The organism is Streptomyces sp. NPDC057543, assembly GCF_042801895.1.
GTDB lineage: Bacteria > Actinomycetota > Actinomycetes > Streptomycetales > Streptomycetaceae > Streptomyces.
In genome coordinates this window covers 1-20,525 of the sequence record NZ_JBHVFF010000152.1, presented here as the reverse complement: position 1 = coordinate 20,525, position 20,525 = coordinate 1, and the positions used below count along the sequence as shown (strand labels likewise).

Annotated in this window: 15 protein-coding genes; 7 read left to right on the top strand and 8 right to left on the bottom strand. The window is 71.4% G+C overall.

Annotation, left to right across the window (positions count from 1 at the left end; all coding sequences use genetic code 11):
* A partial coding sequence (locus ACFU8Q_RS24030; protein WP_384457285.1) for a PA domain-containing protein occupies window positions 1-653 on the bottom strand: 653 nt, incomplete at its 3' end.
* Between the two features lie 287 nt (window positions 654-940).
* Here ACFU8Q_RS24030 and ACFU8Q_RS24025 point away from each other — a divergent pair.
* Window positions 941-1,423 (top strand): transposase, encoded by a 483-nt coding sequence (locus ACFU8Q_RS24025; protein ID WP_384457289.1) that lies wholly within the window; start codon window positions 941-943, stop codon window positions 1,421-1,423.
* Between the two features lie 214 nt (window positions 1,424-1,637).
* Here the strand turns inward: ACFU8Q_RS24025 and ACFU8Q_RS24020 are convergent, their stop codons facing one another.
* The 3 genes from ACFU8Q_RS24020 to ACFU8Q_RS24010 form a co-directional block, all read right to left on the bottom strand.
* Window positions 1,638-10,037, bottom strand: a complete 8,400-nt coding sequence (locus tag ACFU8Q_RS24020) for a type I polyketide synthase (protein ID WP_384457283.1) — start codon at window positions 10,035-10,037, stop codon at window positions 1,638-1,640.
* Window positions 10,038-10,724: 687 nt separating this feature from the next.
* Window positions 10,725-11,906 carry an SGNH/GDSL hydrolase family protein gene (locus tag ACFU8Q_RS24015; RefSeq protein WP_384457281.1) on the bottom strand — a complete coding sequence of 394 codons (1,182 nt, stop codon included), beginning with the start codon at window positions 11,904-11,906 and terminating at the stop codon, window positions 10,725-10,727.
* 54 nt (window positions 11,907-11,960) lie between these two features.
* The gene (locus ACFU8Q_RS24010; protein ID WP_384457279.1) at window positions 11,961-12,542 is read right to left on the bottom strand and encodes a TetR/AcrR family transcriptional regulator; all 582 of its coding nucleotides are present in this window, start codon (window positions 12,540-12,542) and stop codon (window positions 11,961-11,963) included.
* Window positions 12,543-12,626: 84 nt separating this feature from the next.
* On the opposite strand from ACFU8Q_RS24010, the gene ACFU8Q_RS24005 reads away from it, so the two are divergent.
* A complete protein-coding gene (locus tag ACFU8Q_RS24005) occupies window positions 12,627-13,118 on the top strand; it encodes an FBP domain-containing protein (RefSeq protein ID WP_384457277.1) in 492 nt (163 codons plus the stop codon).
* A gap of 115 nt (window positions 13,119-13,233) precedes the next feature.
* Here ACFU8Q_RS24005 and ACFU8Q_RS24000 read toward each other — a convergent pair whose 3' ends face one another.
* The 3 genes from ACFU8Q_RS24000 to ACFU8Q_RS23990 form a co-directional block, all read right to left on the bottom strand.
* Window positions 13,234-13,602: a Tn3 family transposase gene (locus tag ACFU8Q_RS24000; RefSeq protein WP_384457275.1), complete on the bottom strand. Its 369-nt coding sequence runs from the start codon at window positions 13,600-13,602 to the stop codon at window positions 13,234-13,236.
* Window positions 13,603-14,032: 430 nt separating this feature from the next.
* Complete coding sequence (gene gap / locus ACFU8Q_RS23995; RefSeq protein WP_384457273.1) at window positions 14,033-15,031, bottom strand: type I glyceraldehyde-3-phosphate dehydrogenase; 999 nt, start codon at window positions 15,029-15,031, stop codon at window positions 14,033-14,035.
* A gap of 101 nt (window positions 15,032-15,132) precedes the next feature.
* Entirely contained in the window at window positions 15,133-16,089 is a 957-nt protein-coding gene (locus tag ACFU8Q_RS23990; protein WP_384457271.1) for a GlxA family transcriptional regulator, read from the bottom strand.
* A gap of 277 nt (window positions 16,090-16,366) precedes the next feature.
* Here ACFU8Q_RS23990 and ACFU8Q_RS23985 point away from each other — a divergent pair, with 277 nt between their 5' ends.
* Together ACFU8Q_RS23985 and ACFU8Q_RS23980 are read left to right on the top strand one after the other, a co-directional pair.
* Window positions 16,367-16,624, top strand: a complete 258-nt coding sequence (locus ACFU8Q_RS23985) for a discoidin domain-containing protein (RefSeq protein ID WP_384457269.1) — start codon at window positions 16,367-16,369, stop codon at window positions 16,622-16,624.
* Between the two features lie 200 nt (window positions 16,625-16,824).
* Window positions 16,825-17,427 (top strand): PadR family transcriptional regulator, encoded by a 603-nt coding sequence (locus ACFU8Q_RS23980; protein ID WP_384457287.1) that lies wholly within the window; start codon window positions 16,825-16,827, stop codon window positions 17,425-17,427.
* Here the strand turns inward: ACFU8Q_RS23980 and ACFU8Q_RS23975 are convergent.
* The gene (locus tag ACFU8Q_RS23975; protein WP_384457267.1) at window positions 17,409-17,750 is read right to left on the bottom strand and encodes a flavin reductase family protein; all 342 of its coding nucleotides are present in this window, start codon (window positions 17,748-17,750) and stop codon (window positions 17,409-17,411) included. The genes ACFU8Q_RS23980 and ACFU8Q_RS23975 overlap by 19 nt on opposite strands.
* Before the next feature lie 242 nt (window positions 17,751-17,992).
* Between ACFU8Q_RS23975 and ACFU8Q_RS23970 the strand changes: the two genes are divergently transcribed.
* The 3 genes from ACFU8Q_RS23970 to dmpG form a co-directional block, all read left to right on the top strand.
* The gene (locus ACFU8Q_RS23970) at window positions 17,993-18,775 is read left to right on the top strand and encodes a 2-keto-4-pentenoate hydratase (protein ID WP_384457265.1); all 783 of its coding nucleotides are present in this window, start codon (window positions 17,993-17,995) and stop codon (window positions 18,773-18,775) included.
* A gap of 7 nt (window positions 18,776-18,782) precedes the next feature.
* Window positions 18,783-19,694 (top strand): acetaldehyde dehydrogenase (acetylating), encoded by a 912-nt coding sequence (locus ACFU8Q_RS23965; protein WP_384457263.1) that lies wholly within the window; start codon window positions 18,783-18,785, stop codon window positions 19,692-19,694.
* 12 nt (window positions 19,695-19,706) lie between these two features.
* On the top strand, window positions 19,707-20,525 hold an 819-nt coding region (gene dmpG / locus ACFU8Q_RS23960), incomplete at its 3' end, for a 4-hydroxy-2-oxovalerate aldolase (protein ID WP_384457260.1).

The following is a 20,525-nucleotide window of genomic DNA, read 5'->3' as shown; positions in this document are numbered from 1 at the left end:
ATCTTGGCGACGGACGGGTCTCCCAGGGTGCCGTTGAGGGCGCCCTCGGTGTTGTTGTAGATGATCGCGCCGACCGCGCCCGCACCGGCGGCGGTCTCCTGCTTCTGCGCAAAGGCGCAGCCGCCGCGCTTGATCAGCGCGATCTTGCCGGTGAACGTCCCGGGGGCGTAGTCCTCCGGCTCGCAGCCGGTGGTGGCGTTGACCGGCACCACCGCGACCGGGGCGGTGATGCCGCCGACCGGGCTGCTGGCGGAGTACGTCATGGCGATCAACGGGACGTCCTGCTGCTGCGGCGACACGACCCGCAGGTTCTGCGCCAGCGTCTGGGTGAACGGGTAGTCGAACTCGTTCCGGGTCACCGAGTACCCGGCCTTCCTCAGCAGGCCTTCGACGTACTCGGCCGACTGCCGGTGCCCCTCCGACCCGGCCACCCGGGTGTTCCCGTTCTTGTCAGCGATCCGCTGGAACTGCTTCAGATGCTCGTAGGCATCGTCGGCGTTGCTCTTCTTGACGAGCTTCTTTGCGAGCTTGGCAGCCTCCTTGGCAGGGTCGCTGTGGGCGGAGGCGGTGCCCGATCCGATCAGCAGCAGCGGCGCTATGAGCCCTGCGACGGATACGGCGGCTACGGTGGTGCGGCGGTTCCGAGCGTTCAAAACGCTTCCTTCCGGCGGTCCTTGAGAGACTGGCGCAATGGCCGAAAACGGGCCGATCAACGTACGGCGGTACTCCGGGACAGGCAGGGACGGCCGGATCGCTCCGCCCCCTGCCACCGGCAAGGAGAAAGGTATCTGCTCAGTAAACGCTTGGTAATGGGTTGACGGGAATCTTCGGCGTCGGCGCCGTCCGTGCGCGGTACCGAGACACCGATCGACGGCTGACCAATCGAAGTTGGCTGGAAGTCACCGGTGCTGACCAGGGCCCGACTTCAAAGATCATTCGGGTGGTGGATCGTGGTGCGGTACTGCCTCGACATGAACTCACGGACCAGGAATGGGAGTTACCTGCTCCCCTCGTACGCCGGGCCGTGACCGGAAGACCTCGGGTTGACGACCGTCAGGTCATCAACGGCATGGTCTACAAGATCCGCACCGGCATCGCCTGGCGTGACCTGTCCGTCGTCCGCGTCCGACTTGCCGCGGAGGAAGAGCAGGATCCCCGCCCCAGCCCTCTTCGTCCGCGGCGACCCACCACCGAGCTGAGAGGCCCAGCAGGGCCGGACCCGGTGCCGCCTCTGGGACCCTCAGAGGCGCGAAGTCAGGCGCGGCGCAGCTTGATCCGCAGTTCCTGCGCGGTGTACAGGCCGGACGAACGGGGCCAGAGTCCGCCGGCCTTACGGGCACAGGGGCGAGAGCTCCAGCCGACCGACGTCCGACCGGTCAGGCGTGGCCGGCCGAGACTGAGGTTGTCTCGTCCGGTGCCATGACGGACCCTTCCGTGGCTCCTCGGCCCGCAGCAGAGGAAGCAGGCCCGCAGCGGAGGAAGCAGGATGTCTGGCGCCGACGCCCGTTCCGGCCGCATGTCCGCCGTTTGCTGTCGTGGCCCGGACAGAGAACGGCACTGACCGCGAGGAAGGCGGGCGCGGGGTTGCTTGGGACGGAGCCGTCAACGCCCGCACCCGCGCCTCGCTCAGGACGTCCTCAGAACCGGCTGCCGAGCCACTGGTGGATGGCGAGTGCGGTGGTACGGGCATGTTCCTCCAGCATGGTGAAGTGGTCCCCCGGCACAGTGACCTCGGCGTGCGGCCGGCTCCAGTCCGGGGCGGGGCCGGCGCCGGGCAGTGGGTCCCGGGCTCGTACGTACAGGGTGGGACAGGCGAGCGGCGCGGGCTTCCAGCCACGGAAGAGCTCGAAGTATCCGGCCATGGCGGTGAGCCGATCGGGACTGGCAGAGGCGAACTGCGCCGCCCGGCGCAGCATGTCCGACGTCATCGCGGAGAGCGCCTGCTCCTGGTCACCGTGACCGGGAGGATAGGTGTCCAGCAGGACGACGGCCACCGGTGCGGCACCCTCGGACTCCAGACGCTCGGCCACGGCATGGGCCACCCAGCCACCGGCCGAACGCCCCAGCAGTACCAAGGGGCCCTCGCTCGCGGCTGCGCGGACGGCAGTGGCCTGCGCGGTGAGGAGAGCGTCCAGTGTGGCGGGCAGAGCCTCTCGGGGCTCGAACCCCGGGTGCCGCACCGCGAGAACCGGCCGCAGTCCTCGCAGCCCGGCACCTAGGCGCGCGTACTCCTGCGGTCCGGACAGCGCGCTGAGTGCGGGGAAGCACACCAGCCGGGGCCCCGCGCCGCTCGCCGCGAGAATGACGGGTTCGTGCGTCGCACCGGGCGCCCCGGTCCTGTCGAAGACCGGGCGGAGGCGCGCCGCGATGGTGAGGAGCGCCATGCCGTCCCAGCTCTGACCCCGGGCGCATGCGGTACGGAAGAGCGTGCCCAGGGAGTCCGGGGCTTCCCCGGCATGCGGTGCTTCGGTGATCTGCCCCCGGGCGTCCGGCGGAGCGCCCGCCCCCGTACCGCTTCCCGGACCGTCGTCCGCCGGCCGGCCAGGGGAGTCCGGGGAGTCGGCGGCCTCAGGCCGTGCCCGGCCGTCGGACGCGGCACCCGCAGAAGGTGCCTCGGCGGCATACCGGCGCGTCAGCTCGGTGGCGAGCGCGCGCGGCGTCGGGAAGTCGAACAGCAGCGTGGACGGCAGTGCCAGCCCCGTCCACGCCGAGAGCTCGTTGCGCAGATCGACCGCGGCCAGGGAATCCAGCCCCAGGTCCGCCAGCAGGGCGTCCTCGTCGATCTCGTCCGCCGCCTCCCGATGGCCCAGGACGCGGGCTGCCAAGGTCCGGACCTGGGTGAGCGGCATCCCGCGCATCTCGCCGGGAGAAGCAGCCGCCGGCGACCGGCCGAGTCGGTCCCCGTTCCCGTCGGCAGCAGGGGTTCGGAGCCAGTTCGCCGCCGTTTCACTGGCGCGGAGAGCGGCCGGGGCCAGGCGGGCCGCCACCACCACGGGTTCGTCGCCGGCCACGGCCGCGTCGAAGAGAGCCAGCCCCTCTTCCGGCCGGAGCGGGCCGAACCCGGAACGGGCCATTCGCTGCAGATCCGCGTCGCCGAGGTGCGCCATCATGCCGTCGTCCTGCTGCCAGGGGCCCCAGACGATCGACGTACCGGGCAGTCCGAGCCGCCCGCGGTGCCGCGCCAGGGCATCCAGCACACAATTGGCCGCGGCGTAATTGGCCTGACCCGCGGAGCCGAACGTACCCGCCACCGAGGAGAACAGCGCGAACACGGCCAGGTCGTGACCCCGGGTCAGTTCGTGCAGAGCGAGGGCGGCGTCCACCTTGGGGCGCATCACCCGCCTCACCCGGTCGGTGGTGAGCGCCGCGACGACACCGTCGTCCAGCACCCCCGCGGTGTGCACGACGCCGGTCAGCGGGTGGGCCGCCGGCACAGCGTCGAGCAGGGCCGCGAGCGCGGTCCGGTCAGCGACATCACAGGCGTGAACGGCCACCTGGGCCCCCGCCTCGCACAGTTCCGCGACGAGTTCCCGCGCCCCCGGAGCGTCCGGCCCGCGTCGGCCGGCGAGCAGCAGATGCCTGACACCGTGAGTGGCGACCAGGTGCCGCGCCACCAGCATCCCCAGGGAACCGGTGCCGCCGGTGACCAGGACGGTGCCCTCAGGGTCGAGCGTCCGCCTCTTCCGTGGCTTCGCTGCCGCCTCGTCCAGTGGCACCAGCTTCGGCACGTACACCGTCCCCCGGCGTACGGCTGCCTCCGACACCGGGGCGGCCAGCAGGGCGGGCAGGGCACTCCAGGAGTCGGGGTGCTCGTCGACGTCGATCAGGGCGAAGCGGCCCGGATTCTCCCGCAGGGCCGAGCGGACCAGTCCCCACACCGGCGTGTGCAACGGTACGGACGCCGTCCCGCCGGATCGGACGTCACTCCCGCGACCGGCACCATCCGCGGGGAATCCGTCGTCGGCCGAAGTGACGGCACCGGACGTCACGAGGACGAGACGCGAGCGGGACATCCGCGGCTCGGCGAGCCACTCCTGCACGAGCCTCAGCGCCCACTCCGCTGCCCGCAGCAATCCGGCAGCCCGGTCCTGGCCGCCGCCAGTCGTGTCCGGCGGCGGACACGGTGCCACGACGACGGCCGACGACGCGTCACACGCCGCCGGGCCGCGGTACACCGGGACGCCGGAACCCGGCGGTGCGAGAGCGTCCACCAGCCATGTGCCGGCCTCGCCCAGAACCCCCCAGCGGGGCATCACCACGGGTGCGGACGGCTCGGCCGGCGCCACCCAGTCCGTCCGGTGGAGAGCACCGGTGACTGCGTCCGTCGTCGAGCCGGTACGCGGAAGAGGCCGGAGCGTCAGCGAACGGACCGTCGCCACCGGTGAGCCCGTCTCGTCGGCCAGCTCCACTCCGGCCCGACCGTCCGGCCCGGGGGCCACCCGTACCCGCAAGCGCCGCACACCAGCGGTGTGCACACGCACCCCGCTGAAGGCGAACGGCAGGGACAGGCCGCCGGCCGCCGGACCGGCTGCCCCGGAATCGTTCGCGACAAGGCCGTCCAGGGCCAGGGCGTGCAGCGCCGCGTCGAGCAGTGCGGGATGCAGGACGAACCCCGGGCCGTCCGCCTCCCGGCGCGGAGTCCGGGCCGCTTCGGGCAGCGCGACGTCCGCGTACAACTCCTCCCCGTGCCTCCAGACAGAGCGCATGCCCCGGAAGGCGGGGCCGTAACGCAGCCCGTCGGCGGCCAGTCGCTCATACGGTCCGGACCCCGGACCGTCGGCATCCAGGGGCATCGCCTCCTCCGGCGGCCAGGACGCGCCCGGCCGGGGCACGCCGCCGGTCCCGCCCGCGGCCGCTTCCCGGTCCGCGGGCGGCTGCGCCGGCGAAAGAGTGCCGGTGGCGTTCCGGAGCCAGGGCCCGTCACCCGCCGGAGTATGCGGCCGGGAGTGGAAGAGCACAGCCCGCCGCCCCGCCCCGTCCGCCCCCGCCACCCTCACCTGCACGGCGACGGCACCGGCGGAGGGCAGCGGCAGCGGCGCGGTCAGCACGAGCTCGTCCAGGACGGCCGCGCCCGCCAACTCGCCTGCGTGGATGGCCATTTCGACGAACGCAGTCGCCGGCAGCAAGATCTCGCCAGCCACCACGTGGTCGGCAAGCCACGGCTGCTCCTGCACCGACAGCAACCCGCTCAGCAGCAGCCCGTCGTCGTCGGCCGTGCGGGTGCCCGACCGCAGGAACGGATGGGCAGGCCCGGCCGTCGGCGACACGGGCGGCTGCTCCGGGTCGGCCTCCAGCCAGTACCGGCGGCGCTGGAAGGCGTACGTGGGCAGGGCGACGCGCCGCCCGCCGCACCCGGCGAAGACAGCGCGCCAGTTGACGGGGACGCCGTGGGCGTGCAGCGCGGCCAGCGTGTCGAGCAGGGCGTCCGCCTCCGGCCGCTTCCCGCGCAGTGTCGGCAGAACCAGCGGGACCGGGCCCCGCTCGCCACCGCCCGCTTCGCCACCGCCCGCTTCGCCCGTGTCCGGGCCGTCCGGGTACGGCTTGGACACGGCGAGGCAATCGCGTACCAGGCCGGTGAGCACCCCGTCCGGCCCCAGTTCGACGTAGTGTGCCGCGCCCTGCTCACCCAGGTACGCCACCGAATCGGCGAAGCGGACCGGACGGCGGACATGGTCCACCCAGAACTCCGGCGTGCACACCTCCTCGGCCGTGGCCGCGCGGCCCGGCACCGCGGTGATCAGAGGCAGCCGCGGCGCGGCGAAGGACAGACGCCGGACCACGTCCGCGAACTCGGCCAGCATGGGTTCCATCCGAGCGGAATGGAAGGCATGGCCAACCCGCAGCGGCGTCACCGAACGGCCCCGCTTCCGGAAGTACGCGGCCACCTCCCGCACCGCCGACTCGTCGCCGGAGACAACGACCGACGCAGGCCCGTTGACCGCGGCGATCTCCACCGCACACCCGGTCCCGGGGAGGTGGGCAGCCACCTCGTCCGCGCCGGCGGCCAAGGCCGCCATCGCGCCGCCCGAAGGCAGCGCGTCCATCAGCCGGCCCCGGGCCGCCACCAATGTGCACGCGTCCGCGAGGGACAACACCCCGGCGACATGCGCCGCCGCCACTTCGCCCACCGAGTGCCCGGCCACCAGGGCGGGGCGTACCCCCCACGCCTCGAACTGCCGGAACAACGCCGTCTCCAGGGCGAAGAGCGCCGGCTGCGCGAAGCGGGTCGTATCCAGCAACGCGCCCGTCTCCGTACCGGGCCCGGCGAACATGACGTCCCGCAGCGGCACCGGCAGCAGCGGGTCGAGCAGGGCACAGCACTCGTCCAGCGATTCGGCGAAGGCCGGATGCAGATCCCGCGACTCGTACAGTTCGCGGCCCATGCCGACGCGTTGACTGCCCTGGCCGGTGAAGAGAAAGGCCGGCGAGCCGTGATGGCGGGACGTGCCCGTGTGCACCCCGGGCCGGCCGCCGCCCTCCGTCACGGCCCGCAGGGAGCGGAGCAGCTCGGCACGGTCCCGGGCCACCACCACGGCCCGGTGCTCCAAGGCCGCACGCGTGGTGGCGAGCGAGTACCCGATGTCCACCAGGGACGCGTCAGGAGCGGCGGCCACATGGTCGTACAGCCGTCGCGCCTGGGCCCGCAGCCCCAGCACGCTCTTCGCTGACACGGGAAAGGCCACCGCGGTCCGCCCAGGGCGCGCCGCACACTCCAGCTCCACCCCGGGCCCGACGGGGCCCTTCGCCGCCCCGCCGTCCGCCGGGGCGCTCAGCGATGCGGCCTCCCCGTCACCGGGAGCCTCTTCGAGCACCACATGGGCGTTGGTGCCACTGATCCCGAACGACGACACCCCTGCCCGGCGCGGACGATCCGCCGCGGGCCACCCCACCGGCCGGGTCAGCAACGCGATCCGCCCCGACGACCAGTCGACCCGGGGCGTCGGCTCGTCGACGTGCAACGTACGCGGCAGCACACCATGCCGCATCGCCTGCACCATCTTGATCACACCGGCCACTCCGGCAGCGGCCTGGGTATGCCCGATGTTCGACTTCACCGAGCCCAACCGGAGGGGATGCTGCCGCTCCTGCCGCCCGTACGTCGCGATGAAGGCCTCCGCCTCGATGATGTCGCCCAGCCGGGTGCCGGTGCCGTGCGCCTCCACGGCGTTGATGTCCCCGGGAGTCAGCCCCGCGTCCGTGAGCGCCTGCCGGATCACCCGCTGCTGCGCCGGCCCGTGCGGTGCGGTCAGCCCGTTGCTCGCCCCGTCCTGGTTCACCGCGGAGCCGCGCACCACGGCCAGTACCGGAAGCCCGGCGCGGCGCGCCTCCGACAACCGGCTCAGCAGCAGCATGCCGGCGCCCTCGGCCCACCCCGTGCCGTCGGCGGACGCACCGAACGCCTTGCAGCGGCCGTCCGGCGCCAGCGCCCGCTGGCGACTGAACTCCACGAACGACGAGGGCCCCGACATCACCGTGGCGCCACCGGCCAACGCGAAAGCACACTCGCCCCGGCGCAGCGCCTGGGCCGCCAGGTGCAGGGCCACCAGGGACGAGGAACATGCCGTGTCCACGGTGAGGGCCGGGCCTTCGAGGCCGAAGGCGTACGCGATACGACCCGAGGCGACGCTTCCGGCGTTGCCGAGGCCGAGGTACCCCTCGACATGCTCCGGCGTCCTTGCCAGGCCGCGCGCGTAGTCGCTGTACATCAGCCCGACGTACACCCCGGTCGCCGAGCCGCGCAGAGTGCCGGGGACGAGACCGGCGTACTCGAAAGCTTCCCACGCCACTTCGAGCAGCAGCCGGTGCTGCGGGTCCATGGCCAACGCCTCGCGGGGCGAGATGCCGAAGAAGCCGGGGTCGAAGCGGTCCGCACCGGAGAGGAAACCCCCCTCGCGCACATACGTCCGTCCGGGCCGCCCGGGGTCCGGGTCGTACAGCGCCCGGACGTCCCAGCCCCGGTCGGTGGGGAAGGGGCCGATGGCGTCCCTCCCGTCGGCCACCAGCCGCCACAGCTCCTCGGGAGAGGTCACCTCTCCGGGATAGCGGCAAGCCATCCCCACGATCACCACGGGATCGTCGTCCGACCGGGCCGCACTCCGGTCCACGCGCCCGGCGCCGACCGGCGCGGCGGCGTTGCGTTCCCCGAGGTGGGCGGCGAGTGCCGCGGCCGTGGGGAAGTCGAAGGCGACGGCCTCGGAGAGCGGCAGGCCGGTCACCGCCGACAAACGCTCCCGCAGCACCGTCGCCGTCAAGGAGTCCATACCCAGGTCCCGCAGCGCCGTGCTCGGCTCGACCGCCTGAGCCGTACAGCCGAGCACGGCCGCCACCTCGCCCCGCACCAGGGCCAGCAGGTCCTCCGACGGCTTCCCGGCGGCGTCCGTGCCCAGCGCCCGGGCCGGCAGGTCGGCGAGATCCCGCCGCAGGGTCTTCCCGGAGGCGGTACGGGGGATGTCCTCCACCTCGAACAGCTCGGCGGGCACCTTGAAGCCGGACAGTTCCGCACGGCAGGCGGCGAGGATGTGCCCCCTGTCCAGCACGCCGCCGGCCTCGGCAACCAGATAGCCGACCGGCACCTCGCCGAAGACGGGGTGCGGACGTCCGGCCACGGCGGCGTCCGCGACCCCCGGCAACCGCCGCAGCACCGCCTCCACTTCCGAAGGATGGATGTTCACCCCGCCCCGAATGATCAGATCACTCGCCCGGCCGGTGACGGCCAGTCCACCGAGGGCATCGATCGTGGCCAGGTCACCCGTGCGGAACCAGCCATCGCGCAGTACCTCCGCAGTGGCTTCCGGCCTGCCGTGGTAACCGGCCATCACCCCGGGCCCGCTGACCCACAACTCGCCCTCGCCCGTGTCCCGGCCGTCGGGGCCCCCGCCGACCCGGACCCGGATGCCGGGCAGCACCCGGCCGCACGCCCCGGACGTCGTCGCCTCGCCCGGCGTCGGCATGGTGACCGGGCCCGCCTCCGTGCTGCCGTAGTGCTCCAGATAAGGCACACGGCAGATCGCCTCGAAGGACTCGCGGAACCCAGGCCCCGCCGCGGCGCCACCACTGACACAACCCCGCAGCGCGGGGGCGCCGAGACCGCCGCCGTCCTTACCGCTCTCCTTGCCCCGGACCGCGTCGAGCAGCGCCGAATACGTAGTCGGAACCCCGCCGAGCAAGGTGAACGAGGCGTCCCCACGGCGTAGTTCGCCGAGCACCCCCGTCACCGAGAACCGGGGCAGCAGCACCGCGCTCGCCCCCACCGCGGTCACCCCGAGGAAACACACAATCTGGCTCATCGCGTGATGGAGGGGCAACGGCCAGAGCACACGGTCCCGTTCGCACAGGCCCAGGACACCGACCAGGCCCGTCGCGACCGGCGCGAGGCGGTTGCGCTGCGTGGACAGGACGCCCTTGGGTGTGCCGGAGGAGCCCGAGGTGTAGAGCAGCCAGGCCACTTCGTCCAGTGCGAGATCGTCCCGGGCCGGCGTCCGCGGCTCCGTACCCGCCAACTCCTCGAACCGCAGAACGCCGCCCGCGCCCGCGACCCCGGCGGGCCGGCCCCCGGCTCCGCCGGCCCCGTCCGCCGGCTCCACGCCGTCCGCGCACGAAGGCGCGTTCCCGGCCCCGTCCTCGGCGCCGCCTTCGGCCACCACCACGGTCAACCCGGGGCGCAACGGCAGCGTTCGCCGCCGCGTCAGGCAGGCGTCATCGGTGATGAGTACCCGTGCCCCGCTGTCGTCCAGCAGGCGGGTCAGCTCCTCCTCCGAGTTCCCGGGGTCCAGAGGAACGCCCACGCCGCTCGCGCGGGTGGCGGCGAGCAGGCTCTCGACCGCCTCGACACGGTTGCCGAGCAGTACGGCCACCCGGTCACCGCGCGCCAGGCCGAGGCCGGCCAGGTGACCGGCCAGCCGTGCGGTCCTCCGTTCCAGCTCCCGGTAGGTCACACGCCGGAGCCGGTCCTCGAAACAGACCTTGTCCCCGAGGCGCCGGGCGTGGTGCCCGAGCAGTTGCGGCAGCGGTGTGACGATGTCGGCGTGCTTACCCACCGCATGACCTCCTAGAGACGACCCGCCGTTGAGGACGACGGCGCGGTGCACCAGGTTGCCTCCCGGCGATGGGCCGACGCCGACGGGGCACGACTCACCTGTCGATTTCCTTGGACGCGGAGTGCCGCTGGACCAGGTGGAGAGCGACGAGGACCTCGAAGGGTTCGTGTTTCCCGTGCCGGGCGGGCAGCGGGCCGCACTCGATGAGCGAGCCCCGCCCGGCGAGCCAGGACGCTGATGCGGTGGCGGGCGAGGCGGAGGGGGGCTCGGGTGTGGGTTTTGCCTCGGGTTCGGCAGCGGTCGTAGTAGTTGCGGGAGGCGGGGCCGTGCAAGGCCGCATCGACCGCAGGACCTGCCAACGGCCTTCGTGCTGGGTATGTGTGTTCCTTCGTCGGAGCATATGCTGGGTCGAAGTCTGCCTTTGCGTACGGCAGTTACCGGTCCGAGTGATCACGTACGACGAGCCGCTCGACCACTGGAACTCTGAGCTGCACCCCGAGGCGTACCCTGTCATCCCGGCGGCGCGAGCCTCCAGGGTCCTGCCGCGAAGTGGGACCAGGCCCTATGGTCCGCCGGTGAGTCGGAGAAGCCCCTGGCCGGGTTCACCGGCCAGGGGCCTTCGGCATCCACGCGGCACTCCGAATGCCTGCGAGGCGCGCTGGTGCGCCCTTCCTGTCCGGCAGCCGGTCAGCGGTTCTCCGTGGTGAAAGGGCCGCCGTCGAAGGCGAGGTGGGCGAAGCGTTCGCCGATGCGCTGGTGGGTCGCAGGGTCCGGGTGCAGATTGTCGGGCAGCGGCAGTTCGGCGTGGTCGGCCTCGCCGTAGAGGTCGAGGCCGTGGAGGTAGTGCAGGTTCGGGTCGGTGGTGGCACGCTGCTGGACGATGCGGGCCAGCTCGTCCCGGATCACGGTGAGGGTCAGTTTCCCGGCGGCGCTCTGCGTGGGATCGCCGGTGGCCACGAACCGCGGCCGCCCTTCGCTCATGGCACTGAGGTCCGGGGCGCTGGGGCCGGGCGTGTTCTCGTGGATGGCGCAATAGATGGGGGAGACGACCAGCAGCGGGGTGGTGGGGTGGCCGTCGCGGATGGTGTCGAGGAAGCCGTGGACGGCCGGGCCGAACGCGCGCAGCCGCATCAGGTCGGCGTTGACGATGTTGATGCCGATCTTGATGCTGATCATGTCGGCGGGGGTGTCGCGCATGGTGCGGGCGGTGAACGGGTCGAGCAGAGCGCTGCCGCCGAATCCCATGTTGATCAGTTCGACCCTGCCCAGGGCGGCGGCCAGCGCGGGCCAGGTCCCGGTTGGGGTGGCGGCGTTGGAGCCGTGACTGATCGAACTGCCGTGGTGCAGCCAGACCTTGCGGCCGCTGGGCGGTGGTGTGTGGACGGGGGCGTTGGTGCGCAGGGCGACCAGCTGGGTGGTCTCGTCGTGCGGCAGCCATATCTCGACGTCCTTCTCGTCGTCCGGCAGGCCGGTGAAGCGCAGGGTGTCGACCGGCCCGGGACGGGTTTGTGCGGTCCCGGCGGTCATGTCGATGGTGAGCATGTCGCCCTCGGTCGCGCTGGCCCGGCCCGCGAGCCGCCCGTCGACGAGGAGCTCGTACACCCCGTCGGGGCGTGGCGGCGCTCCGACGTAGACCCGTTTGGTGGCCACGACGTCAAGCTCGACGGCGGTGGCCCGGGTGCGGAAGGCCAGTCGCACTCCGGAGGGTTGTGACTCCGCCATGGCGAGCTGGCCGTCGGGGATCTGCTGCCGGGCGTGCGCGGGCAATCGGTGGGGCATTACGCCGCGTTCGGTGCGTTCCAGGTCGAGGGCGCCGCGCAGGAGGTCGGCGGTGATGGGGGTGGTGGTCCAGCGGTGCTCGGTGTTCATCTCGTTGGTCTCTTCGATCGGGGGTCGGTTGCCAGAGAAGGCCGGAAAGGTTGGTCAGGAGGCGGCGGGCCAGTTGCGCAGCAGGGCGTCGAGCGCGTTGAGGATCTCGGTCCAGCTCTCCTGCGAGTCAGGGGTGCTGTGACTGAAGCCGCCCGCGGTCTCCAGGCCGACGTAGCCGCTGAAGACGCTGCCCAGCAGCCGTACTGCGTGCGTCTGGTGCGGTTCGGCCAGGTCGTATCCGCGCAGGATCGCCCGCGTCATCTGGGCGTGCCGAACGCCGGCGCTGGCGGCCGCCGTCTGCGGGTCGAGCCGGAACTGGGCTGCGGCGAAGCGCCCCGGGTGCTTGAGGGCGTAGTCGCGGTAGACGTTCGCGAAAGCGGTCAGGGCGTCTTTGCCGGCCCGTCCGGCCACCGCGGTGGAGACCTGGTCGGCGAGTTCCTCCAGGGCGAGCAGAGCGATCTTGGTCTTGAGGTCGTGGGCGTTCTTCACGTGCGAGTACAGGCTCGCGGTCTTGACGCCGAACCGCCGAGCCAGTTCCGCGGGGGTCGCCTGCTCGAAGCCGACCTCGTCGGCCAGCTCTGCCCCCGCCCGGACCAGGCGCTCCGTGGTCAGTCCTACCCGTTCGGCCCGTGCCATGTTCATCCTCCGAATCGCTTCTCATCCCTGACATCGATGATTATGCACTTGCCTAACTCGATTAGGCAAATTAGCGTGTCCTTTATGAAGCCACTGACTGAGCGAGAGATTCGTACCGCGTTCGTGAACTGCACCAAGGGCGCGGCCAAGCGCCTGAGCGTCCCCCGTGACCTGGCCGAGCGGTGCTGGGACGATCTGGACTTCCTGGGCTGGCGAGATCCCCAGGCCCCCGACCGGGCCTACCTCGTGACCGAGCTGGACGGCCGCCCGGTCGGCGTCCAGCTGCGCTCCTCCGGCGTCGGCTCCTGGCAGATGCGGCGCAGCATGTGCTCGGTGTGCGTGACCACCCACACCGGGGGCGTCTCCCTGATGGTCGCGCCGAGGTCCGGAAAGGCCGGGCAGCAGGGCAACTCGGTCGGCATCTATATGTGCAGCGACCTGGCCTGCTCCCTGTATGTACGCGGGAAGAAGGACGCGGGCATCGGTGCACGCCTCCACGAGTCCCTCACCCTGGAGGAGAAGGTCCTGCGGACCGTGGCGAACCTTGCCGCGTTCATCGCCAAGGTGACCGCGTGACCCGGGCCCGTCTCCTGGCGCCACCCGTATCCCCGCCGCTGCCCGGCCCTGAAGTGGCTGACCAGGGCAACGGCTCGCAAGCTGATCACTGCCCTTCTCGGCCCCGGACTTTCGTTCAGTCCTCGTCCGCACCGTTGTCGTCGTCGAGGCCGGGGGTGTCCGGATTTGGCAGCGGGCGCACGCCCTCACGCGGGGCGGAGACGAGGAAGGTGTGGCGGCCCAGGAAGTTCACGTTTCGCTGCTTGAACGGAGTCAGTCGTACGACGTACTTGTCGCGGATCCCGTAGCCCTGCGCGCGGAGCCGGGTGACCGCAGCGTCGATGTACCGCGTGGTCCACAGCACCACGGCGCTCAGCATCGGGCTGAGTGAGCCGAGCTGGTCGTAGTCGACGCCGTCGACCGGTCGCGCCTGCTCCGGGGCCACCCAAAGCCGGTACTCCGCCGCCTCCGTACCGCCGTCCTCGCGATCTCGGTGCGACGGCACGCCTTCCAGTTCATCGGGACGTGGGTCGAGCCCGCCCTGCGCCCGTCAGCCGGAATCGACACATGGCTGAGCACGACACCGACCGCGCCTGCGGAATTCGCCCGTGGGACCGAGCCCAGCAGGAGTCCGACACCGGGCGAAGCCAGGATCAACGCCAGTGCTGCGGAGGAGAAGAACAGAAAGAGTGACCAGCGACCGCCGCGGGCCGATGAGGTCCACGATCCGTCCGCCCGCCAGGGCCCTCGCACCGACTGCGGGGCCGCGCGCCCGGGCTGCTGTCGGATCGGCGCCGACGGCCGGCACGGGCGACGGCGGGGGAGAGGCCGGGGACGGGAAACCGGTACCCGTCACGTATGCGAGGGCTCCGGTATTCATGAAGCTGCTCTCGGCTGGTTCCGGGAGCAGACGGCGGGGCCGCCCCGGCGTCCGGTCAGCGGGTGGCGAGGAGCTCGAGCGTGTCGATCACGCGGTTCGAGAAGCCCCACTCGTTGTCGTACCAGGCGACCACCTTGACGTGGCGGCCGTCGACGCGGGTGAGGGCCGAGTCGAAGATCGACGAGGCGGGATTGCCCGTGATGTCGGAGGACACGAGCGGGTCGTCCGAGTACTCGAGGATGCCGGCGAGCGGCCCCTTTGCCGCGGCGCGGTACGCCGCCAGCACGTCGTCGCGCGTCACGTCGCGGGTGACGGTGGTGTTGAGTTCGACGATCGAGCCCACCGGAACCGGTACGCGGATCGAGTCGCCCGCCAGCTTGCCATCGAGGTTCGGCAGCACGAGGCCGATCGCCTTGGCGGCGCCCGTCGTGGTCGGCACGATGTTGACAGCGGCGGCGCGAGCGCGGCGGGCGTCGCGGTGCGGGCCGTCCTGCAGGTTCTGCTCCTGTGTGTAGGCGTGCACCGTCGTCATGAAGCCGTGCTCGATGCCGGCGAGCTCGTCGAGGACCGCGGCCAGCGGCGCAAGCGCGTTGGTCGTGCACGAGGCGTTCGAGATGATCGTGTGCACGGCCGGGTCGTACGCGTCGGTGTTGACCCCGAACGCGAGCGTGACATCGGCGCCGTCCGACGGCGCACTGACGAGTACCTTCTTCGCACCTGCGTCGAGGTGGGCGCGGGCGGCCGTGGCCGACGTGAAGCGGCCGGTCGCCTCGAGCACGATGTCGACGCCGAGCTCGGCCCACGGCAGCCGCGCCGGTTCGCGCTCAGCGAGCACCGTGATGCGACGGCCGTCCACGACAAGGGCTTCCCCGTCGACGGTCACCGGGCGACCGAGCCGGCCGGCCGTCGTGTCGTAGGCGAGCAGCCGCGCGAGGGTGGCGGGCTCCGTGAGGTCGTTGACGGCGACGACCTCGAGGTCGCTGTCGCGTTCGAGCAGTGAGCGCAGCCCATTGCGTCCGATGCGGCCGAATCCGTTGATGGCGATGCGAGTCATGAGCGGTGTCCCTTCGGTTCGCCATCAGGTTCGCTTGCAGCGTCCGCCCGTGACAGCGGCGTGAGTGCCACGGCTCGAAAGGATCGCGCCACGGCGGCGGGCTACTCGCCCTGGGCGAAGGTGCGCCGGTACTCGCTCGGCGTGGTGCCGAGGATGCGCTGGAAGTGCAGCCGCAGATTCGCACCCGTGCCGAGGCCTACATCGGCGGCGATCTGCTCGACGCTCCGCTCCGAACGCTCGAGCAGCTCACGGGCCACGTCGATGCGGGCACGCATGACCCACTGCATCGGCGTGTACCCCGTGTCTTCGACGAAGCGCCGCGAGAACGTGCGCGGCGACACCGCCGCGTGCCTGGCGAGCACCTCGAGGGTGAGGGGCTCGCCCAGCCGGTGCAACGCCCACTCGCGGGTGGCGGCGAACCGCTCGCCGAGCGGCTCGGGCACGCTGCGTGGCACGTACTGCGCCTGACCGCCGCTGCGGTAGGGGGCCGCGACCAGGCGCCGGGCCGCGTGGTTCGACGCGGCCACCCCGAGGTCGCCGCGCAGAATGTGCAGGCACAGGTCGATGCCCGAGGCGGCGCCGGCCGACGTCAGCACGCTGCCCTCGTCGACGAACAGAACGTTCTCGTCGACCTGGACGAGCGGATGCCTCGCCGCAAGTGCGCGCGCGTAATGCCAGTGCGTCGTGGCGCGCTTGCCGTCGAGCAGGCCCGTGGCGGCGAGCGCGAAGGCGCCCGTCGAGATGGCGGCGAGCCGCGCGCCCCGATCGTGGGCCGCGATCAGCGCGTCAACGACGGCCTGGGGCGGGTCGTCGCGGTCGGGGAACCGGTAGCCGGGGATGAAGACGATGTCGGCCCACGCAAGAGCGTCGAGGCCGTGGGCGACGTTGTACGACAGGCCGTCGCCGCCGGTCACGAGCCCGGGTGCGGCGCCGCACACCCGCACCTCGTAAGGCATGCTCGCGCGGGTCGTGAACACCTGTGCGGGAATGCCGACATCGAGCGGCTTCGCACCCTCGAGCACAAGGACGGCGACGCGATACAGACGGGAGGCAGGCACGGGAAAAGAGTACGAGTGTGTGTGGGGCCGGCCCGTTCGTCCTTACTGACGGCGCTGGGCACCGACGTGTCCCGGGCTGCGGGACTCGTCGAGCAGGCGCTGCAGGCCGCGCGATGGGCACGGGTCTGCCGGCCAATAGCTACAAAACGGCCAACACGGTGCCGACCAGCAGCAGATACGCTGCATCAGGTACGCCGGCTCGCCGTTCCACGCGTTGCATCCCCGCAACGCGGCGAAGCCGAGCTCGTCGGCGAGGCGGGCCGGCCGGGCGTGTTCGATGGGGCCGGGGGACGGGCGGCTCGCCGTCGTGGTCGTACCGGCTCAACGCCCTGTGCCCGGTGGGCGCGACTACGACGTTCAGGTTTCCGACGACGGCCTTCAGCGGCGCACGGTCGTCGAACGCCGCGGCAGAACCGCGGCCGGCGTCGATACGGTGTACCTCCCGCAGCCCGTCACGACCCGCCATGTACGCATGCAGGGGATCAGGCGGCAGACGGCCTACGGCTATTTGCTCCACCGCTTCGAGGTGCACTGATTCCGTCCCGGAGAGAAACCTGGCGTACGCGCTCGGGGGTGGGGTCGGCGAGCTGGGCCTCGAAGATCACCGAGAACTTCACGGTGCCTCCCGTACTGACTTCTGTATTCCTCATGGGAATAGTTCTGTCGGGCATGTCGAAGGTGGGGGAAGGGGGTCGGGATCCCGGCCGTAGACTGGCGGGCGTGGTGGAGAAGAAGATGGTCAGTGGTGGGCGGGGCGAGGGCGCCGGTGATGGTGAGCGGCTCGCGCTCCCCGCGACGAGCTGGGCGGTGCTCGGACTTCTCTCCTTCGGCGAGGAACTGTCCGGCTACGACCTGAAGAAGTGGGCGGACTGGTCGCTCCGTTTCTTCTACTGGAGTCCGTCCTTCAGCCAGATCTACGGTGAGCTCAAGCGCTTGGAGAAGGCCGGCTATGCCACCTCGCGCATGGTCGCGCAGGAGACCGGCAATCGTGACAAGCGCGTCTACGCCATCACCGACGCCGGCATGCATGCCGTACGAACCTGGGCGCGCGAGACGCCCGTCGACCCGCCCGTGCTCAAGCACGGAGCGATGCTCCGGATCTGGCTCGGTCATCTGCTGGAACCTGAGCAAGTGCGTGAAGTCCTCGCGCAGCAGCGGGAGTACGCGGAGAAGATGCGGCTCCGGGCCCGGGCGGACGTCGAGGGTGCCCGCGGCGAGGCAGCATGGGCGTACCCCACGCTCACCTTGAAGTGGTCCGAGCGGTACTACGCCGCCGAGCGGGACCTGGCCGACGCGATGCTGGCCGACCTGGAAGAGCTTCAGCGCAGGCGCCCGTAGGTCCTGCGGTAGTACAGCAGCGGCCCGGTCTCCCGGGGCCGGTCCGCGGGGTCCAGGGCGGTGATCCGGCCCAGCACGATCACGTGGTCGCCGCCCGGGAATGTGTCGACCAGCTCGCACTCGATCGTCGCGAGCGCCCCGTTGAGCAACGGCGCGCCATTCGAGCCGGGATGCCATTCCACCCCGGCGAACTTGTCCCCGCCGGTCACCGCGAACTGCCGGCACAACTGCTGCTGGTCGGTCGCGAGGTGTTGACGGCGAACCGTCCCGGGAGATGTTCTGAGCGGCTGCGTGACGGTGGTCGCCGGCAGAGCCCGGGGCATCGGCGCCGCGATCACCCGACCGTTCCGGTATGCCGTCAACCCACCGCCTGCGGCACACCACTCGCTGAAGGCATCGACTCGCCTCGCGTCGCCCGGTCCCGGCTCCGCGTCTTCCTGGTCTGCCTCCGCCTTTCCCGGCCTTCTCGCCGGCCCTTTCCCGGTCAGCGGGAATTCCCTCTCCCGGCCCGGAACGACTCCCGCTTAGCCTCCCGGAACAGCCCGACGCCCCGCAGAGGACCCCCATGCTCACGGACTCCCACAGGCAGCAAGCGGCGCGTACCCTGCGCTCCGCAGAGCACAGCGTCACGCCGGTCGCCCCGCTGACCGAGACCTTCCTCGGCATCGACGCCGAGGACGCGTACGAGATCCAACTCCTCAACATCCGTCGGCGTCTCGACGCCGGAGCCGAGGTGCGTGGCCACAAGGTCGGCCTGTCGTCCCCGGTCATGCAGCAGATGATGGGCGTTGACGAGCCGGACTACGGCCATCTGCTCGATGATATGGAACTGCGGCCCGAGACCCCCGTGTCCGCCGCCCGCTACTGCTACCCACGCATCGAGGTCGAGGTCGGCTTCGTCCTCGGCGCCGATCTGCCCGGGGAGAACTGCACCGAGGCGGACGTGCTTGCCGCCACCGAACGTGTCGTCCCTGCCCTGGAGTTGATAGACAGCCGGATCCTTGACTGGCGGATCCGCATCGCCGACACCATCGCGGACAACGCCTCCGCCGCCGGATACGTCATCGGCGAGGGCCGGGACCCGCACGAGCTGGACCTGAAGGCGATCGACGCGCGGCTGACCAGCGGCGGCGAGCTGCTGGCCGAGGGGCGCAGCGACGCCGTACTCGGCGATCCAGTTGTCTCCGTCGCCTGGCTCGCCCGCACCGTGGCCCGCTTCGGGGTGCCCCTGAAGAAGGGGCACGTGGTGCTGCCCGGCTCCTGCACCCGGGCCGTCGACGTGGCGGCGGGAGCGACCTTCACCGCCGAGTTCACCGGGCTGGGCCCGGTCTCCCTCTCGTTCATCTGAGGTGATGATGACCCCCAAGACCAAGGCGACCGCAGCGATCGTCGGATCCGGCAACATCGGCACCGACCTGCTGTACAAGCTGCAGCGCAGCGAACTCGTCGAACCGCGCTGGATGATCGGCATCGACCCCGACAGCGAGGGCCTGACCCGGGCCCGCAGGGGCGGCCTGGAGGCCAGCCACGAGGGCGTCGACTGGCTGCTCGCGCAGGAAGAGCTTCCCGACATCGTCTTCGAGGCCACGTCGGCGTACGTCCACCGGGCCAACGCCCCCCGCTACGCCGAACTCGGCATCAGGGCGGTCGACCTGACCCCTGCCGCCGTCGGCCCCGCCGTCGTGCCGCCGGCCAACCTGCGCGCCCACCTCGACCAGCCCAACGTCAACATGATCACCTGCGGCGGCCAGGCCACCATCCCCATGGTGTACGCGGTCTCCCGCATCGTGCCCGTGGCGTACGGGGAGATCGTCGCGTCCGTCGCGTCCGTCTCCGCCGGTCCCGGAACCCGTGCCAACATCGACGAGTTCACCCGCACCACCTCCCGCGGCATCGAGACCATCGGAGGCGCCGAGCGCGGCAAGGCGATCATCATCCTCAACCCGGCCGATCCGCCCGTCATCATGCGCGACACCGTCTTCTGCGCGATTCCCGAGGACGCCGACCGCACCGCGATCACCCAGTCCGTCAAGGAGATCGCCGAGCAGGTTGCCACCTACGTGCCCGGCTACCGGCTGCGCACCGAGCCGCAGTTCGACGATCCGCGCCCGGAGAACGGCGGCATGGCGCGAGTGGCGATCTTCCTGGAGGTGGAGGGTTCGGGCGACTACCTGCCGCCGTACGCCGGGAACCTCGACATCATGACCGCCGCCGCCACCAAGGTCGGTGAGGAGTTCGCCAAGGCGCTTCTTGCCCCGGGCGCGTAAGGAGCACCCCGCATGCCCTACTCGGAAAACCTCGACATCCGGATCACCGATTCCTCGCTGCGCGACGGTTCGCACGCCAAGCGGCACCAGTTCACGGGCGCGGACGTACGGTCCGTCGTCGCGGCCCTCGACGGCGCCGGCGTTCCGGTGATCGAGGTGACGCACGGCGACGGGCTCGGCGGTTCGTCCTTCAACTACGGCTTCTCCAAGACCCCCGAGCAGCAGTTGATCAAGATCGCGGTGGACACCGCGCAGCAGGCGGAGATCGCCTTCCTGATGCTCCCCGGACTCGGGGTCAAGGACGACATCCGGGCCGCCCACGGCAACGGCGCGAGTATCTGCCGTATCGCCACCCACTGCACCGAGGCCGACATCGCGATCCAGCACTTCGGGCTCGCCCGTGAGATGGGCCTGGAGACTGTCGGCTTTCTGATGATGGCCCACTCGACCACCCCGGAGAACCTGGCGCGGCAGGGCCGGATCATGGCCGACGCGGGCTGCCAGTGCGTGTACGTCGTCGACTCGGCCGGCGCCATGGTCATGGACGACGTCACCGCCCGGGTCGGGGCCCTGGTCGCCGAACTCGGCGACGACGCCCAGGTCGGCTTCCACGGCCACGAGAACCTCGCGCTGGGCACGGGGAATTCGATTGCCGCCATCAGAGCCGGCGCACTGCAGATCGACGGTTCCACCCGCCGTCTCGGTGCGGGCGCAGGCAACACGGCTGTCGAAGCGCTGGTCGCCGTCTGCGCCAAGATGGGCTTCCGGACCGGCATCGACGTCCTGGAGATCATCGACGCGGCGGAGGACGTGGTCCGCCCGGTGATGGAC

Excerpts from the sequence above, each read along its gene's own strand:
- ACFU8Q_RS24015 (WP_384457281.1), bottom strand. The coding sequence starts at position 11,906 with ATGAACACCGAGCACCGCTGGACCACCACCCCCATCACCGCCGACCTC.
- ACFU8Q_RS24010 (WP_384457279.1), bottom strand. The coding sequence starts at position 12,542 with ATGGCACGGGCCGAACGGGTAGGACTGACCACGGAGCGCCTGGTCCGG.
- ACFU8Q_RS24005 (WP_384457277.1), top strand. The coding sequence starts at position 12,627 with ATGAAGCCACTGACTGAGCGAGAGATTCGTACCGCGTTCGTGAACTGC.
- gap (WP_384457273.1), bottom strand. The coding sequence starts at position 15,031 with ATGACTCGCATCGCCATCAACGGATTCGGCCGCATCGGACGCAATGGG.
- ACFU8Q_RS23985 (WP_384457269.1), top strand. The coding sequence starts at position 16,367 with ATGGGGCCGGGGGACGGGCGGCTCGCCGTCGTGGTCGTACCGGCTCAA.
- ACFU8Q_RS23980 (WP_384457287.1), top strand. The coding sequence starts at position 16,825 with ATGGTCAGTGGTGGGCGGGGCGAGGGCGCCGGTGATGGTGAGCGGCTC.
- ACFU8Q_RS23975 (WP_384457267.1), bottom strand. The coding sequence starts at position 17,750 with ATGCCCCGGGCTCTGCCGGCGACCACCGTCACGCAGCCGCTCAGAACA.
- ACFU8Q_RS23970 (WP_384457265.1), top strand. The coding sequence starts at position 17,993 with ATGCTCACGGACTCCCACAGGCAGCAAGCGGCGCGTACCCTGCGCTCC.
- ACFU8Q_RS23965 (WP_384457263.1), top strand. The coding sequence starts at position 18,783 with ATGACCCCCAAGACCAAGGCGACCGCAGCGATCGTCGGATCCGGCAAC.